This is a genomic window from Paenibacillus sp. Paensp111, from assembly GCF_059492195.1.
The window spans coordinates 3,404,656-3,418,869 of the sequence record NZ_CP168527.1 but is presented as its reverse complement, the minus strand read 5'-3'; the positions used below and the strand labels follow the sequence as shown (position 1 = coordinate 3,418,869).

Here is a 14,214-nt window from a genome sequence, read left to right as displayed (position 1 = left end):
AGGGGGAACAGGCTATGGCGCAGACAACAACAGCTGCTAAAAAAGTGAAATTCTTGATCACACGCCAAGATCAGCCGGATTCGGCACCCTATACAGAGGAGTTCGAGTTATCATACCGTCCAGGCATGAACGTGATTAGTGCGCTGATGGAAATACAGCGTAACCCGGTCAACCATGACGGCAAGCAGACGACTCCGGTATGTTGGGAATCCAACTGTCTGGAAGAGGTATGCGGAGCGTGCTCAATGGTTATCAACGGCAAGCCACGCCAGGCTTGCGCAGCCCTGATTGATAAGCTGGAACAGCCGATCCGGGTTGAACCGATGAAGACCTTCCCGGTCGTTCGCGACCTGGTCATTGACCGCAGCCGGATGTTCAACGCACTCAAGCGGGTAAAAGCGTGGATTCCCATTGACGGAACCTATGACCTCGGTCCGGGGCCTCGGATGCCCGAGAAGAAGCGTCAATGGGCGTATGAGCTGTCCAAGTGTATGACCTGCGGGGTCTGCCTGGAGGCTTGTCCGAACGTCAACGAGAAGACGAACTTCATCGGTCCGGCTGCCATTTCGCAGGTGCGACTGTTCAATTCACACCCAACGGGTGAAATGAACAAGGAAGAACGTCTGGAAGCGTTAATGGAGGACGGGGGCATCGAGGGCTGCGGTAACTCGCAGAACTGTGTGCGTTCCTGCCCGAAAGGTATTCCGCTTACCACATCGATTGCCGAGATGAATAAGCAGACAACCAAGCATATGTTCAAACGCTGGCTTAGCGTATAGAAGTTACTTAAGAGCTGCTCCTGATGGTAAGGAGCAGCTTTTTTGTTCTGTTTCTTTATTTTTTCACCTCTGGAAAATCCCTTTGTACTCTGCTTAAACAGCTCGGCAATTAAATAAGTGGTATAGAGAAGCAGGTTTGAGGGTAATGATTCACGTATCAGGATTCTGAATGGGGAGGTAGGTTGTTCTATGCAGACGGCGGTACTTGGGCTTGATGTAGTTGGTCTGATTGTGTTGGCTGTTTTCTTTTACCGGGTGGATAAACGGATTACGGGAAGAGTTGTTCTGCTCGCTCCTCTAATCATTTATATTGCTCTCTGCCTGGAAGATTTGCTCGGGGTCATTGACTTCGCAGCCGTACTTATCTCGCCCGCCCTGATGAGAGCCTTTATCCTGCTCTTTGTCCTTTTCTCGGTGATCTTCTATATTATCTTCATCTTTCACAGAATTGCGCTCTCCGTGAACAAAGAAGTCCAGCTTAAGTCAACGGTGATCCGTATATTCAGCGCCACCGTCGTGTGCATTTTGTTCTTCATGGTGGTGTATACGTCAATCTACAAAACATTTGGCGAAAGTGCATTTATGGGAGATAATATCGGTAAGAACCTACTTTCCCAGCTGATTTCATTTCTGTACTTCAGTGTGGCTACCTTCGCTACCGTAGGGTATGGGGATATCAGACCGGTGGATGATACCAGCCGACTGGTGGTCATTATGGAGGTGCTGTTCAGCTTTGTAACGGTGGCTTATGCTTTATCCATGATCGGGGTGTTCCGTCAGATCTTTAAGGAAGAACCTCTAGGCGGACCTCTTGGGGGCCCGCGTAATGATCCAGTGAAAAGTGATGAAGGCGAGGAGTCCGATGAGGGAATCGAAGAGATTTAATAGCGATCAAGGTATTATGTATGCTGAATAGAGCTGCAATCCGGAATAGCTACCCTTTAATTCGAACAGACCGGCTTGTACTTAGGAAAATCACACAGGAAGACGAAATGAATCTGTATAACTGCATCGCAGACCCTTCCGTATATCCGAACCTGGGCCTTCACTCCTTTTCGGCCTTGTTCCCCACACGGCTATACCGCTACTTTGAGGAGTCCAACCAGACGCTGGCCACGCTGCATTTTGCTGTCTGCTTGCCCGAGGATTTGAATCTGATTGGCCTGGTATCTCTTCAGAAATGGGATGACAAGCAGGGGACGGCTATTCTTGGTTATTGCATTTCTCCAGCCTATTGGAACAGGGGAATAGCGACCGAGGCGGTCCGGGCGGTAATCGATTTTGGGATTCACGAGCTGGGACTTAAGAAGATCAGGGGAAGATGCGAGGAGGAGAACAAGGCATCTCGGCAGGTTATGCAGAACTGCGGGATGATTAGGGAGGATGACCCTGAGGGCGGTATGGAAATCCCGGGATATCCTGGCCTGATTTCTTTTGTACTGGAGGTTTAACACTCCTCTTACGCTTTGTTACACAAATGAAATATTGCTGTTATTAAACCCTAACAGAAAGCGGGTAAGATAAGAACATGACCCCCTTTTGAATATATTGAATGGTTTTGGAACCTGATGAGGCGAACCTCTCGGGTTCTCTTTTTTTTGCGGTCATAACAATTAAGCCCCTCTCCGGCATGGAGGGGGCTGACATGAATTACATGAGCGTGCTGTAGAGTTTAGAGAGGCACAGAAATTTGCTGTTTGTTTTTGAAATAGACCCATTCCTTGAACCCGATCTCCTTAAGCCGCTTGGCGACCTCGTCCCACTCATCCCCTACCCGGAAAGGCTTATGCGCATCCGAGCCGAAGGTGACCTGAACACCATGGAACAAGGCACGCTCCAGAATCGCATCGGAAGGATACCAGCCGCCGCTGAGCTTGGTCTTGCCGGAGGTGTTAATCTCGATGGCGACCTTGCATTCCGCAATCGTCTTCAGGGTATCCTCAATTGCAGCCTCCGCCGGAATATCGGAGAAAGCAGGGTAGTTGCCTTTCATGGCATCAATATGACCGAGAATCTGGAACATTCCGCTGCGTGCGGACTGCCGGATCAGATTATAATATTCTTCCTTATGCTCCACCTTCTCTTGGTCGCTAAGACCCTTCCAGCGGGTCTTGTTGAAGATGCTGCTATTAAATGTGCTGTGAACTGAACCGATAATATAATCAAACGGATAGGAATTAAGCATAGAGCGATAAGCTTCCGCATGTTCAGGGAAAAAGTCAGATTCGATCCCCAGCAGAACGTCGATCTTCCCCTCATACTCCGTCTTTAGCGCAAGCACTTCATTCACATAGTTAACAAATTCCTGTTTGGCCATGGCAATGCGGGGAAAAGGCTGCTCCTCCGGACTCCCGAAATAAGGCGTGTGATCGCTAATGCCAATGACCTGAAGGCCTGCGGCAATCCCGGCCTCGATGTAGTCCCGGATATTCCCGTCGGCATGGCCGCACCGAAAATGATGAGTGTGCAGATCGAATTTCATAGGGGTATACTCCTTTCAATGGGCCGAAAAGTGGTAATCTACTCAGAACTGATGAAATGAGTCTCAGGCATTCCCTTTAGATCGTTCAGAAATTGCTGCATGGCGGAATTGATGTAGCGGCTGGATTTGTAGATGACGCCAACCGGGTGGGTTACTTCAAGTTCAATAATAGGAACTATGCGCAGTGTGCCAAGCCGGAGCTCGCGGGAAATGGACTGCTTGGAGATAATCGCGGCACCCAGGTTGATCTCCACCATCCGCTTGACTTCCTCACTGCTGGAAAGCTCCATAACGACATTAGGCTCAATGTTGTGCTGCTTAAATACATCCTCCACAAATCTGCGACCCACTGTATCCGGTGAGAGAAGAATGAGTGGCACACCTTGCAGGTCTTTTAAGACGGGGTTCCTTGCCTTAGCCAAAGGATGAAGCGGGGAGACCACAAGCTCAAAAGTATCATAATACAGGGCTGAAGCATGAATCTGCGGATTGCGTTCGATTAAATAACCAATACCTACATCGACAAGCCCGTTCTCCACGTTCTGATAAATTTGGGAAGAGGGCATGGATTGTATGCTTGTCTTGATTAACGGGAATTGATCCTGAAAATAAGAAAGGATACGGGGCAGGATCTGAATCGCAATCGATGTGGTGGTACCGAGAACAATATGGCCCTGCGGAATTTGCTCCATGTCGGATAGCTTTTGCTTCAATTCTTCGACAATATCTACAATCCGTTCAGAATGCTGCAGAAAAACCTGGCCCCGGTCAGTTAAAGTGACAGGCTGGTTCCTATCGACGAGAACCGTTTTGAATTCGTCCTCAAGACTCTTGATCTGAGCAGATACGGCTGGCTGGGTTAGATTCAGAAGCTCCCCCGCCTTGCGAAAACTCTTCGTTTTGGAGATCGTGATGAGCGTCTCCAATTGACTTATGTTCACCCTGACTCCTCCTTGTTGCTTCAGCACAATTGCTTGATCCGTATCAGAAAAATGCAATCTTTTCCTATAATTATAGGCTATTCACTTCATCAGGGCAATGTATCACAAGGCCAGGGAGCTCATGATTTAATCTCCTCCAATCCCTGCGTTTGTATTTATGAATTTTTAATGATTTATTTCTAGGAATAAAGTATAATAAGAATCAACCAAAAGATGGGACTATTGTTGCGAAAGCAGGACTTCCCAGAGCAAAGGGGCGCATTTATGTGAAGGCAGAAGTGATCAATCCTTTTTTAGAATCCGCGAAGCTTGTAATTGAACAAGTGATCCAAATTTCACCTTCCGCTGGAAGTCTTGGAATTAAGGATGTTGTTCATATTGATAACCACATATGGATTCAGGTAGGCATGACGGGACAACTTAGCGGCAATGTGGTCTTCGGATTGCAGGAGGATGTCGCTTTAAGAATCGTTTCTCTCATGATGGGTGGATTTGTGATCACAGAGATGGACGAAATGGGAACCAGCGCCATTTCAGAACTAGGCAACATGATCAGTGGTAACGCGAGTACCATACTGTCAAATCAAGGTTTCACTGTAGATATTACTCCGCCGAAAGTCATCAAATCACAAAGTGTTGTTGACAGTGCAACTTCCAAAGCGCTGTATATTCCACTTACCATAAGTGGTGTAGGCGAAGTGGATATTCAAGTCATGATCTCGTAGAATAGAACCAGTTACGGCGGCAATGGAACGGGGGTTCCAGTTACGGGCAGAGACCGCCGACGGGGAAAGGATGCGGAAGATCATGCTTAGAGATAAAGTGATTGTTGTAACAGGGGCTTCTAGTGGAATCGGAGCCTTGACATCAAGAATGTTGTCGGAACACGGGGCCACTGTGATTCTTACTGCTCGTTCATTAGACAAGCTTCAGGCTGTTAGCGCTTCACTTCAGGGGCGACATGAGATCATTCCCCTGGATGTCGGCAGTGATGATGAGGTGGCAAGAGTATTTAAGCAGATTATCGATTCCTATGGACGGATAGATGTACTCTTGAATAACGCTGGTTACGGCAAATTTGAGTACTGTGATGACATGCCTGTTCAGGAATTTGCGGATATGATGAATGTGAATTATATGGGGATTGTTCGCTGCACCAAAGCCGTGCTGCCTATTATGAAGTCAGCAGGGGCTGGCCAAATTGTGAACATTGCCTCTATGGCAGGCAAGATAGGTACTTCGAAGTCTACAGCCTATACAGCGACTAAGCATGCGGTCCTTGGCTTCAGCAATGCGCTGAGACAAGAAGTGAAGGAGTATGGAATAACGGTGTCTACGGTTAATCCGGGACCGATCGATACGCCATTCTTTGATATTGCAGATCCAAGCGGCGGCTACGTGAAGAATGTGAAGTGGTTCATGTTGAAGCCGGAGAAGGTGGCCTCAGCTATCGTCTCGGTCATTGAGAAGAGGAAAGCGGAAATCGATCTGCCATGGTTCGCCGGCTCTGGAACTAAGCTGTATCAATTGTTCCCCCGCTTGGCAGACAAGCTCAGCTATCAGCTGCTAAATAAGAAATAATAAATAAGGATTCAAGGTCTTCTTACTCCCAAGCAGGGAGAGGAAGGCTTTTTTTGTCTATGGAAAATGTAATACGCAGAATCTCTCTAATCACAACAGACTCGTGGAGATTTTATTCTGTGTATTTTTTTAGGTGAAAATACCTATAAATCCATTGTGCATTTCCAACTCTTAGGGTAAAATGAATCAAAAATAACCTTGTCATATTATATTACATAATGTGTTATGTTACGGGAGGGAAGCTAACATGTTTGATTGGCTCGGATTCAGAAAAGGATTGCCGCTTTGGTTATCGTATCAAATTAATCGGGGGATGAAGGAAGACGTCGAAGAAATTTTTGAGGGAATAGCCTCTACACGAAGAGATCTTCTTGAAGCTTGGGCTCATGATTACTGGGGGCATTTGGAACGGCTGGAAGGTGAGATTAGATCGAAAGGTTACCCGGAGAAAGCGTCAGAAGGAGCAGATGGGGCATCTTGCTATGAAGAGTTGTTCACATCATGCCGCGATCGCGCTGAAGATTTCTCGGAGATTGCTCTCATTGATCCAAGCGGAGCAGTAAATGTCTCTACATACCGTAGTAACTTGGGTAAGAACCTGTTGGCCCACGGCGTATTGTCAGAAGCTATGGAACGGGTTCGTCATGGTGAGAAATGCCTGGTCGGCCCCTATGCTGACCCGCTTACTGAGGAAATAGGTCCAAGTACCTCCAGGTTCCATGATGAGATGACGCTGATGTTCCTGCATCCGGTGATGGAAGGAAAAGTCCTGCTTGGTGTATTGTGCGGACGTGTGCCGAATGATGTATTAGGGGATTTGATCCAGCGTGAATCCGGACATGTCTATCCCGATTCAGGGGATAATTATTTATTTATGGCGAAGCCTGAGCTTCGCAGAGATATCAAACCAGGTACCGCTCTTTCCCGCAGTAGATTTGAAGACTTGACCTTTACTCACGGGGATAATTTAAAGGAGGGCGTTAAGACCGAGTTCGGGGTGGTCCAGGTACAGAATCATACCGAGTTGGAACTCGTCTTTGTAGATCCGGCGACGGGGCAGCTTCACCCGGGGGTTGCGGGAACGATCACCAATGGCAGTAATTTATTCGTGGAGTTTCCAGGCTACTCGGATTACAGGCATATTCCTGTTATCGGAAAGGGGATTACCTTCAAGCTTCCCCATTGTCTAGATTTGTGGGGAATGATGTGCGAAGGTGATCTTGAGGAGGTGTATAGGGTCCGCAGTCTGCATTGGAAGGTTAAAGTGATGCATCTATGGCTGGTCGCTGGCTTTGTACTTATGAATGTTCTAATGGCTTTCCTGCTTGGTAATGGGACTAAGCCTTTGATCTCGGCAGCTGCCTTCTTCGTCATGAATGTGCTGTATGGCGCGGCAGGAGTATACCTGATCGAGCGTAGACAAACCTTACAGGCAGCTAAGCATCTTAGAAGATTAAATCGGTTCATCCGAATTAATGCAGAAGGCAAGGGGGATCTGACGAAACGCCTGGATATCGATAGCTTTCCACAGGACGAGACGGGAGAAATGGCTAAATGGATCAATAACATGATCGATAGCCTGGAGGGCATTATGCTTCATATCAGACGTGCTGCAGATGATGTACGGCTGAGTCAGAGCCTGCTGCATGCTTCTGCAGCCTCTACAGAAGAGTCGACAGATGTAGCCGGGAATAAGGTTGACGATATGCTCAGAGGAATCCGTCGTCAGCTCGCTGACATCGATATGGCCAAGGATGTATCCCTGCATATGAGCGGAACTCTGAAGGAACTGGAGCAGCAGGCTTCGGAACAAATCGCTGTCGCCCAGAACGAAGTGGTCCGCATTGGAGACAAGATGCAGCACATTCATCACAAGGTGGAAGAGACGAACCGCACTTTGCGGGATTTTGCCGAGACGACCCAGGAAATTGCAAGCATGCTGAAGGTGATTGAGGAAATTTCAGCCCAGACCAATCTGCTCTCGCTCAATGCGTCGATTGAGGCGGCGAGAGTCGGGGAACACGGACGAGGCTTTGCTGTAGTGGCTGGGGAGATCCGCAAGCTTGCTGAGCTGACAAGCCGTTCCACGGCAAGCATAAGCGACACACTGAAGCGGATTGATGAGAAAGCGGAAGAGTCTTTCCAGACGATGGAGGAGGGCTCCAAGGTTGTTGAAGAAGGGACACAGCTTGTCGCTACAGCAGCCCAGATCCTTCAGCAAGCAGGAGCGTCCGACTCCTTGAAGACTCAGGTGGTCGATGAAATGGTCAGCTTGATGGAGCAGATTGCCGCAGTCAGCATGGAGAACCGTAAGATCTCTACGGAAGTGGAGGATACCGTCCAGCTCTTAAGCAGGGACATGCAGCAGGTAAGAAGCACAACTGGACATGTGGAATCCATTACAAGCTCGCTGCTGCAGCTGGTGAATCAATTCCAGCTCAGAGAGAACAAGGCGGGTTAATAAATTGCTTCATAGAAGACCGATTTCCTTTGCGAAGTCGGTTTTTTTTTTGTATCTTGATTTGTTGGTATTGAGGGTTTCGCATATAATGGAAATATCGCGCATTTCGGTAGCTGCATATGCTTAGATGACTTTAATCATAAAGGATGATACTTACATGACAATAAATACATTTCCTTCGATCGGCGTAAATGAGATGTTAACCTCGAGCTTGGCTGAATACGGGATTACAGAGCCGTCTCCGGTACAAGCCGAGACGATTCCGGCCATTCTGGAGGGCAGGGACGTACTCGCCCAATCGCAGACAGGGACCGGGAAGACTTTGGCCTACCTGCTGCCTATTCTTCAGCGAATTGATCCTGCCATCAAGTCGCCGCAGGTCTTGATTCTCGCACCAACTCAGGAGCTGGCTATGCAGATCCTACGGGAAAGCCAGCGCTATGGCGAAACGCTGGGTATTCAGACTCAAGCTCTGATTGGCGGAGCGGCAATTGGACGGCAGATCGAGAAGCTGAAGCTCCATCCCCAGCTTGTTGTAGGAACACCGGGACGGATCAAGGAATTGCTGGCCGTGAAGAAGCTGAAGATGCATGAGGTCAAAACTCTGGTTGTGGATGAGGTAGACCAGGTGTTCCAGCTGGGCGGCTCCGGAGATGTAGAACATATTATCCGCGCAGCCCTGCGGGATCGGCAGCTTCTTTTCCTGTCGGCAACGGTAAGTTCAGAGATCAGAAGCTTGGCATACAGGGAGATGAAGAATCCCGCAGAGATTGGAATCGAGCCCGAGCAGCGGACGTCCAAGACCCTGGAACATGTGTATTTTGTCACTGAGGAACGGGAGAAGATCGATACCCTGCGGCGTATTGTCCGCACCTACAATGCCCCTAAAGCTATCGTGTTTGTTAACAACACACAGGATATCGGCGAAGTAGAGGCGAAGATGAACTTCGTAGGTCTTCATGCACAAGCCTTGTACGGCGATGCGGACAAGACGACCAGGAGCCTGGTGCTCCGTCGGTTCCGTGAAGGCAGCATCCAGCTGCTCATTGCCAGTGATGTCGCTGCCAGAGGACTGGATATTGAGGATTTGGGCCTCATCATCAACTACGATCCGCCGATCGACTCGGAGCACTATGTGCACCGGTCCGGACGGACAGGCAGAATGGGACGCAAGGGATTAGCGGTCTCACTCGTGACAGCGCGTGAGGAATTCATCATTCGCAAGTTCGCGAAGGAGCTTGGCATAGAATTCATGCAGCGCGCTCTTTTTGGTGGACGCATTGTTGAGCCTCGCGAAGCGGGAACAGCAAGAACTAGCTCTGCCGGTAGACCCCGGACAGAACGCGGCGGCAGACCTGTGGGGAGCCCTGACAGCAAGAATAAGAACAGCGCAATCAGCCGCGATACCCATGAAGCTGCAAGAACCAGCCGCAGTGAATCGAAGGTCAGCGAACGGAAGCTGGACCGGCACCGGGACCGCAAGAATAAAGGTGCGCCAAAGTGGCTTAAAGATAAACAGCCCCCTCGCTCTTAGGGGCCGGCTTGTTTTGTAATTGAATTGACTGGTAAAGGGGGAACTCATTTTGGAACAAACGCCTGTACTGCAGATTGAAGAGCTCAGCGGAGGTTACAGTCTTGGCAAGCCCGTACTGCATAATATCAACCTGGATGTAAAGCCGGGTGAAATGGTCGGTCTGATTGGTCTGAACGGAGCGGGGAAGAGCACGACCATGAAGCATATTCTGGGCCTGATGACACCTCATAAAGGTGTTGTGCTGGTGCAGGGCAAGACAAGGGATGAAGCGCCGCAAAGTTATCAGTCTTCGCTCGCTTTCGTACCTGAATCACCGCTTCTGTACGAAGAATTAACGGTGCGCGAGCACTTGGAGTTCACGGCCAGAGCTTACGGGGTGGAGCCGGAGGCATACCGTGAGCGTTCGGAGAGGCTGCTGGACCTGTTCCATATGAGGGAGAAAGCGGACAGCCTGTCCATGCATTTATCCAAGGGGATGAAGCAGAAGGTGATGATCATGAGTGCGTTCGTGGCACGTCCGCCGCTTTATATCATTGATGAGCCTTTTCTCGGACTTGATCCGCTGGGGATTCGTTCCCTGCTGGATTTCATGCTGGAAATGAAGCAGAGCGGGGCGTCGATTCTGCTCAGCTCGCATATTCTGTCAACGATTGAGAATTACTGCGACAGATTCATAGTTCTTCACCGGGGAGCTGTAATTGCACAGGGGACGCTGGACGAGATTGCAGAGCAGGCGAACGCACCAGGGGCGTCGCTCGAGAATATCTTCTATGCGCTTGTGAAGGGCGGCGAGTAGAGCCATGGATGTAAGAACACTCCGCAGCCGCCGGAAAGCGGCCTTCTGGGGGAAGATCGTCCCGTACTTCCCTTATGTCGTACAGAGCGGTGTGGCTATGCTCACCTTTATCCTGTTCATTGCTTTTGCTGCCTGGTACACTTCCTTCCTGAAGCATATACCTCCTGAGCTTCCAATTCGCTGGATTATGTTAATCCTGCTTGCTCCGCTTACGGTATATGCAAGCTTTAGGACGTATTTGCAGCCGGCGGATCTTACTTTCCTGCTGCCTCAGGAATATCGGATGAAGCCTTATTTCATCCCGGCTTATCGCAGCGGGGTTATTTATAAGCTGATCGGGCTCTTCATTCTACTTATCGCCGTGTGGCCGCTGTATGTCCGCAGCAGCCCGGATCCTAAGCCGCTCTGGCTGATGTTTCTTGTGCTTGTTGTACTTAAGATCATCAGTGCTTACGGCGGATGGCAGGAACTGCGAATGAGCTCAGCAAGAGCCCGGAGCGGTTACCGTCTTCTGCGCTGGTGTCTTGTCATTCTCATGCTGGCGGCCTGGATATGGCAGTCACCTCTGAGAAGTGCATTCTTCACTATTCTGGTAGGGATCAATTATGTTCTATCCCTTCGATTGGCTGTCAAGCATCTCGTTCCTTGGGAGACCCTTATTGCCACGGAGAAGTCACAGGCTTCACGGGTGATGCTCTTGCTAGGCTGGTTCGTGGATGTACCGGCAGAAGGACAGAAGGTATATCCACGCCGCTGGTTGTCCGGAGCGGGGAATAAGGTACCTTGGGGCCAGGCAGCGGCCTTCCGTTATCTGCTCATCAAGACCTTTGTGCGCAGCGAACTGCTGGGCATTATCACCAGGCTGACCCTGCTGTCCATGCTGCTGGTATGGTGGACCGGGAACTCCATCTGGGGACCCATCATCTATCTGTTCTTCCTGTTCGCGGCCGGAATGCAGTTAAGCACATTGCGGCAGTATCACCGGGACTCACCGGCAGTCTCGTTCTATCCTGTACCGGAGGGCGCGCATATTGAGGCAGCCCTTCGGCTGATGTTCCGGATCCTGTTGGGTCTTGCTGTAATCATGTGGCTGCCCATGCTTGGGCTGGGTTACACAGAGCCGATGATGCTCCTGTTCAGCCTGGCTGCAGGAATGATCTTGGTGATTCTGTTAAGAAGCCGATTCGCGACCAGCTGGAAGAAGGAAGAAGAAGATGAATGAACAACTAACTAAAAGGCTGCTCCCCCAGTATTATACTGGGGGAGCAGCCTTTATTGATGCCTCAAGCCTATTTAGAGCAGAATGGTACGGCTGATAATAACAAGCAGAATGAACAGAACCAAGATGGCTCCTGTGCTTGTGAATCCACCGCCAACTCCGCCGTAACCGCCTCTTGTCTCTTTAACTTCACCCATGAAAGTAATCCCCTTTCCCTGCGCTAGTGTATAGGTACACGGTATAGTATGAGGGGAATGGGTTCTGTGCTTGGGCCGGTGCCTGGTAGGCTTATGATTACTTCAGGTCTTGAACAGCCTGATAGATAAGGTCGAATAGTTCCTCCAAATTCTCTTCAGCGATACAGGAGAAAGCGACACGCAGATCATGGTCACCCAGAGCAATGGTGCCGACACCATACTTGTGAATCAAATGCTGACGAACGCTCTCGGCGGAGACATCCTTCAGCTTGAGACACATGAAGTAACCGGAGTTGAACGGATAGTAGTCCCAGACGTCCCCATATTTGCCGCTGTCCAGCAGGGATTTGACTTTGTTGGCACGTCCCTTCATTACAGCGAATTTCTCTTCCTTCTGCGATCCGAACCCTGGAGACTTGAGCGCTTCAAGAACAAAAGTCTGGGAAGGATGAGCCCCGCTTGAAATGGTTGCCCGGATGATACCCAGAGTCTTCTGCTCCAGTGCGGAGAGTACCTCTTGATTGTCACTGGCAAAGGTAATGAAGCCAACGCGGAAGCCCCATACGTATTCTTCTTTGGTCGCTCCGTCAATTTTGACAGGAAGGATGCGCGGATGAAGACCTGCCAGCTTGCCGAACAAGGATTCATGCATGGAGTCTTCAAAGAACAGTCCAAAGTAAGCATCGTCGGTCACGACAACCACATTGATGCCCGCTTCTGCCGCTTCATACAAAGCATCTACAATTTCCTTGCCCTCGGCTTCCCCTGGAGTATAACCGGTCGGGTTGTTAGGGAAGTTCAGAATAACAACAGCCTTGCCTTTGTCCTTCTGTGCCAGCAGGGCTTCACGGAGACCGGCACTGTTAAAGGTCATTTGCTCGGTAAAGAGCGGGTAGTTCACAATACGGCCGTGGCGGCGGATCCCGAAAGTCAACTCGTAGTTCTCCCAGTTCTTGTCGGGGTAAATTACAGCGTCTCCTTCTCCCACGAACAGGTCCGCGACTATGCTGAGTCCGTGCGTAAGTGCGTTCGTTACAACAGGATTGCCGAAGGACTTACCTTCTAGTGAAGGGTTCTCCTGAAGCATCTTACTGCGCCATACCGTGCGAAGCTCGGGCTTACCAGCCGGAGGAGCATAAGGATACAGGTCCTTCGGATTGAATTCAGAGAGCGACTTCTGAAATACCTCGAGGTGCATCGGACCGCCGTTCTCGGTTGCGATTCCGATGGTCGCATTATACTTCTTGGCATTCGCTGTGGCTTCAGCTGATTGGCTCAGAATTCCTTCCTTAGGGAAGTAGATTTCTCTTCCAAGTGTCGAGAGCACCTCGTACACATTGGCATTACCAGCTTTAATATTCTCGTTTAGCTGTTCGGCAAGTGGATTCATCGCGTGTTCATCCTTCCAGTCTGTTTGGATTCCATAGTTCCGGTTTTTACTGCCTAACATTATAACATCCTATCTACGGAACCGTCACGGACTAAAAAGGCGCTTATTCCGTATGAAAAGGACAAAATTGTGTCATCATGCGTACCGTCTCCATATCTTTGCCCTGATTGCGTTCCGTGAGTCCTTGTGCAATCTGATTGCGCTTGTCTTCAGTCATATTTTGCCCGAATTTGAATTTAGCGGACATCTGCTCAGGAATGATCCGTACAACAGACACTGCCTTAAGCTCTCCGGCATACGCCGGGTCTGCCGCATCAATTGGTGTATATCCTCCTTCAGGCTGCAGCTTCTTCATAAATAACGTCAGGGCCTCAGCCTTCTCGGCCAGGTCTTTGATCTTCTCGGCTCTGCCCTTAACCATGACACTTTTGAAAAATGCGGTTGCCGGACAGGCCTTGACCGGATCGGTGTAATAGGAGGGAATCCGTGCATATTCCTCTGCCACAGTGAAGCTAACCCGGTTATCGGCTTTGAGATGCTTCATCTTCTCGCCAGCCAGGCTGCCGTGGAAATAGAACACCCCTTGTCCGTAAGCAAAATTAAGTGGGGTAACCCGGCTCCATCCGTCGTCGTCCGTGGTCCCCAGAAAACCAAAGCTCTGCGAGAACAGGAATTGTTCAATTTCCTGCTCTTTGGTTACGGTAAATTCTTTGCGTCTCATTTTGAAGTCCCCCTTAAGATAAATGAATATACATTGCTGGCGCAGTTCCATATTGATACTCAGCATAAGACTCGAATTGACATATAAAAAGAACCAATTTACATTAAAATTAT

The 14,214-nt window shown here is 49.5% G+C and carries 14 protein-coding genes; 9 read left to right on the top strand and 5 right to left on the bottom strand.

From position 1 onward, the window contains the following. Positions 1-14: 14 nt before the first annotated feature. The 3 genes from sdhB to ACEN86_RS16040 all read left to right on the top strand — a co-directional run bounded on the left by sdhB (position 15) and on the right by ACEN86_RS16040 (position 2,230). Positions 15-779, top strand: a complete 765-nt coding sequence (gene sdhB, locus ACEN86_RS16050) for a succinate dehydrogenase iron-sulfur subunit (protein WP_495631575.1) — start codon at positions 15-17, stop codon at positions 777-779. Positions 780-968: 189 nt separating this feature from the next. Further along, complete coding sequence (locus ACEN86_RS16045) at positions 969-1,664, top strand: potassium channel family protein (RefSeq protein ID WP_495631574.1); 696 nt, start codon at positions 969-971, stop codon at positions 1,662-1,664. Positions 1,665-1,684: 20 nt separating this feature from the next. Beyond that, positions 1,685-2,230: a GNAT family N-acetyltransferase gene (locus ACEN86_RS16040; protein WP_495631573.1), complete on the top strand. Its 546-nt coding sequence runs from the start codon at positions 1,685-1,687 to the stop codon at positions 2,228-2,230. Between the two features lie 221 nt (positions 2,231-2,451). Here ACEN86_RS16040 and ACEN86_RS16035 read toward each other — a convergent pair whose 3' ends face one another. Further along, a complete protein-coding gene (locus tag ACEN86_RS16035) occupies positions 2,452-3,261 on the bottom strand; it encodes a histidinol-phosphatase (RefSeq protein WP_495631572.1) in 810 nt (269 codons plus the stop codon). Between the two features lie 38 nt (positions 3,262-3,299). Next, the gene (locus ACEN86_RS16030; RefSeq protein ID WP_495631571.1) at positions 3,300-4,202 is read right to left on the bottom strand and encodes a LysR family transcriptional regulator; all 903 of its coding nucleotides are present in this window, start codon (positions 4,200-4,202) and stop codon (positions 3,300-3,302) included. Positions 4,203-4,468: 266 nt separating this feature from the next. Between ACEN86_RS16030 and ACEN86_RS16025 the strand changes: the two genes are divergently transcribed. From ACEN86_RS16025 to ACEN86_RS16000, 6 genes are all read left to right on the top strand, one after another. Continuing rightward, entirely contained in the window at positions 4,469-4,927 is a 459-nt protein-coding gene (locus ACEN86_RS16025; RefSeq protein ID WP_495631570.1) for a chemotaxis protein CheX, read from the top strand. Between the two features lie 82 nt (positions 4,928-5,009). Beyond that, positions 5,010-5,783: an SDR family NAD(P)-dependent oxidoreductase gene (locus ACEN86_RS16020; RefSeq protein WP_495631569.1), complete on the top strand. Its 774-nt coding sequence runs from the start codon at positions 5,010-5,012 to the stop codon at positions 5,781-5,783. 247 nt (positions 5,784-6,030) lie between these two features. Further along, positions 6,031-8,244, top strand: a complete 2,214-nt coding sequence (locus ACEN86_RS16015; RefSeq protein ID WP_495631568.1) for a methyl-accepting chemotaxis protein — start codon at positions 6,031-6,033, stop codon at positions 8,242-8,244. A 157-nt stretch (positions 8,245-8,401) separates the two neighbouring features. After that, on the top strand, positions 8,402-9,778 hold the full coding sequence (locus ACEN86_RS16010; RefSeq protein ID WP_495631567.1) for a DEAD/DEAH box helicase: 1,377 nt from the start codon (positions 8,402-8,404) through the stop codon (positions 9,776-9,778). Between the two features lie 49 nt (positions 9,779-9,827). Continuing rightward, entirely contained in the window at positions 9,828-10,574 is a 747-nt protein-coding gene (locus ACEN86_RS16005) for an ABC transporter ATP-binding protein (protein ID WP_495631566.1), read from the top strand. A gap of 4 nt (positions 10,575-10,578) precedes the next feature. Beyond that, positions 10,579-11,796: an ABC transporter permease gene (locus ACEN86_RS16000; protein ID WP_495631565.1), complete on the top strand. Its 1,218-nt coding sequence runs from the start codon at positions 10,579-10,581 to the stop codon at positions 11,794-11,796. 71 nt (positions 11,797-11,867) lie between these two features. On the opposite strand, the gene ACEN86_RS15995 is transcribed toward ACEN86_RS16000, so the two are convergent. The 3 genes from ACEN86_RS15995 to ACEN86_RS15985 form a co-directional block, all read right to left on the bottom strand. Continuing rightward, complete coding sequence (locus tag ACEN86_RS15995; protein ID WP_495631564.1) at positions 11,868-11,990, bottom strand: YjcZ family sporulation protein; 123 nt, start codon at positions 11,988-11,990, stop codon at positions 11,868-11,870. 97 nt (positions 11,991-12,087) lie between these two features. Next, positions 12,088-13,380, bottom strand: a complete 1,293-nt coding sequence (locus ACEN86_RS15990; RefSeq protein WP_495634326.1) for an aminotransferase class I/II-fold pyridoxal phosphate-dependent enzyme — start codon at positions 13,378-13,380, stop codon at positions 12,088-12,090. Positions 13,381-13,483: 103 nt separating this feature from the next. Continuing rightward, on the bottom strand, positions 13,484-14,101 hold the full coding sequence (locus ACEN86_RS15985) for a pyridoxamine 5'-phosphate oxidase family protein (protein WP_495631563.1): 618 nt from the start codon (positions 14,099-14,101) through the stop codon (positions 13,484-13,486). Positions 14,102-14,214 lie beyond the last annotated feature (113 nt).

Bases quoted from the DNA above. Each gene is read 5' to 3' on its own strand.
- sdhB (WP_495631575.1), top strand. From the start codon at position 15: ATGGCGCAGACAACAACAGCTGCTAAAAAAGTGAAATTCTTGATCACA.
- ACEN86_RS16045 (WP_495631574.1), top strand. From the start codon at position 969: ATGCAGACGGCGGTACTTGGGCTTGATGTAGTTGGTCTGATTGTGTTG.
- ACEN86_RS16040 (WP_495631573.1), top strand. From the start codon at position 1,685: ATGCTGAATAGAGCTGCAATCCGGAATAGCTACCCTTTAATTCGAACA.
- ACEN86_RS16035 (WP_495631572.1), bottom strand. From the start codon at position 3,261: ATGAAATTCGATCTGCACACTCATCATTTTCGGTGCGGCCATGCCGAC.
- ACEN86_RS16020 (WP_495631569.1), top strand. From the start codon at position 5,010: ATGCTTAGAGATAAAGTGATTGTTGTAACAGGGGCTTCTAGTGGAATC.
- ACEN86_RS16015 (WP_495631568.1), top strand. From the start codon at position 6,031: ATGTTTGATTGGCTCGGATTCAGAAAAGGATTGCCGCTTTGGTTATCG.
- ACEN86_RS16010 (WP_495631567.1), top strand. From the start codon at position 8,402: ATGACAATAAATACATTTCCTTCGATCGGCGTAAATGAGATGTTAACC.
- ACEN86_RS16000 (WP_495631565.1), top strand. From the start codon at position 10,579: ATGGATGTAAGAACACTCCGCAGCCGCCGGAAAGCGGCCTTCTGGGGG.
- ACEN86_RS15995 (WP_495631564.1), bottom strand. From the start codon at position 11,990: ATGGGTGAAGTTAAAGAGACAAGAGGCGGTTACGGCGGAGTTGGCGGT.
- ACEN86_RS15990 (WP_495634326.1), bottom strand. From the start codon at position 13,380: ATGAATCCACTTGCCGAACAGCTAAACGAGAATATTAAAGCTGGTAAT.
- ACEN86_RS15985 (WP_495631563.1), bottom strand. From the start codon at position 14,101: ATGAGACGCAAAGAATTTACCGTAACCAAAGAGCAGGAAATTGAACAA.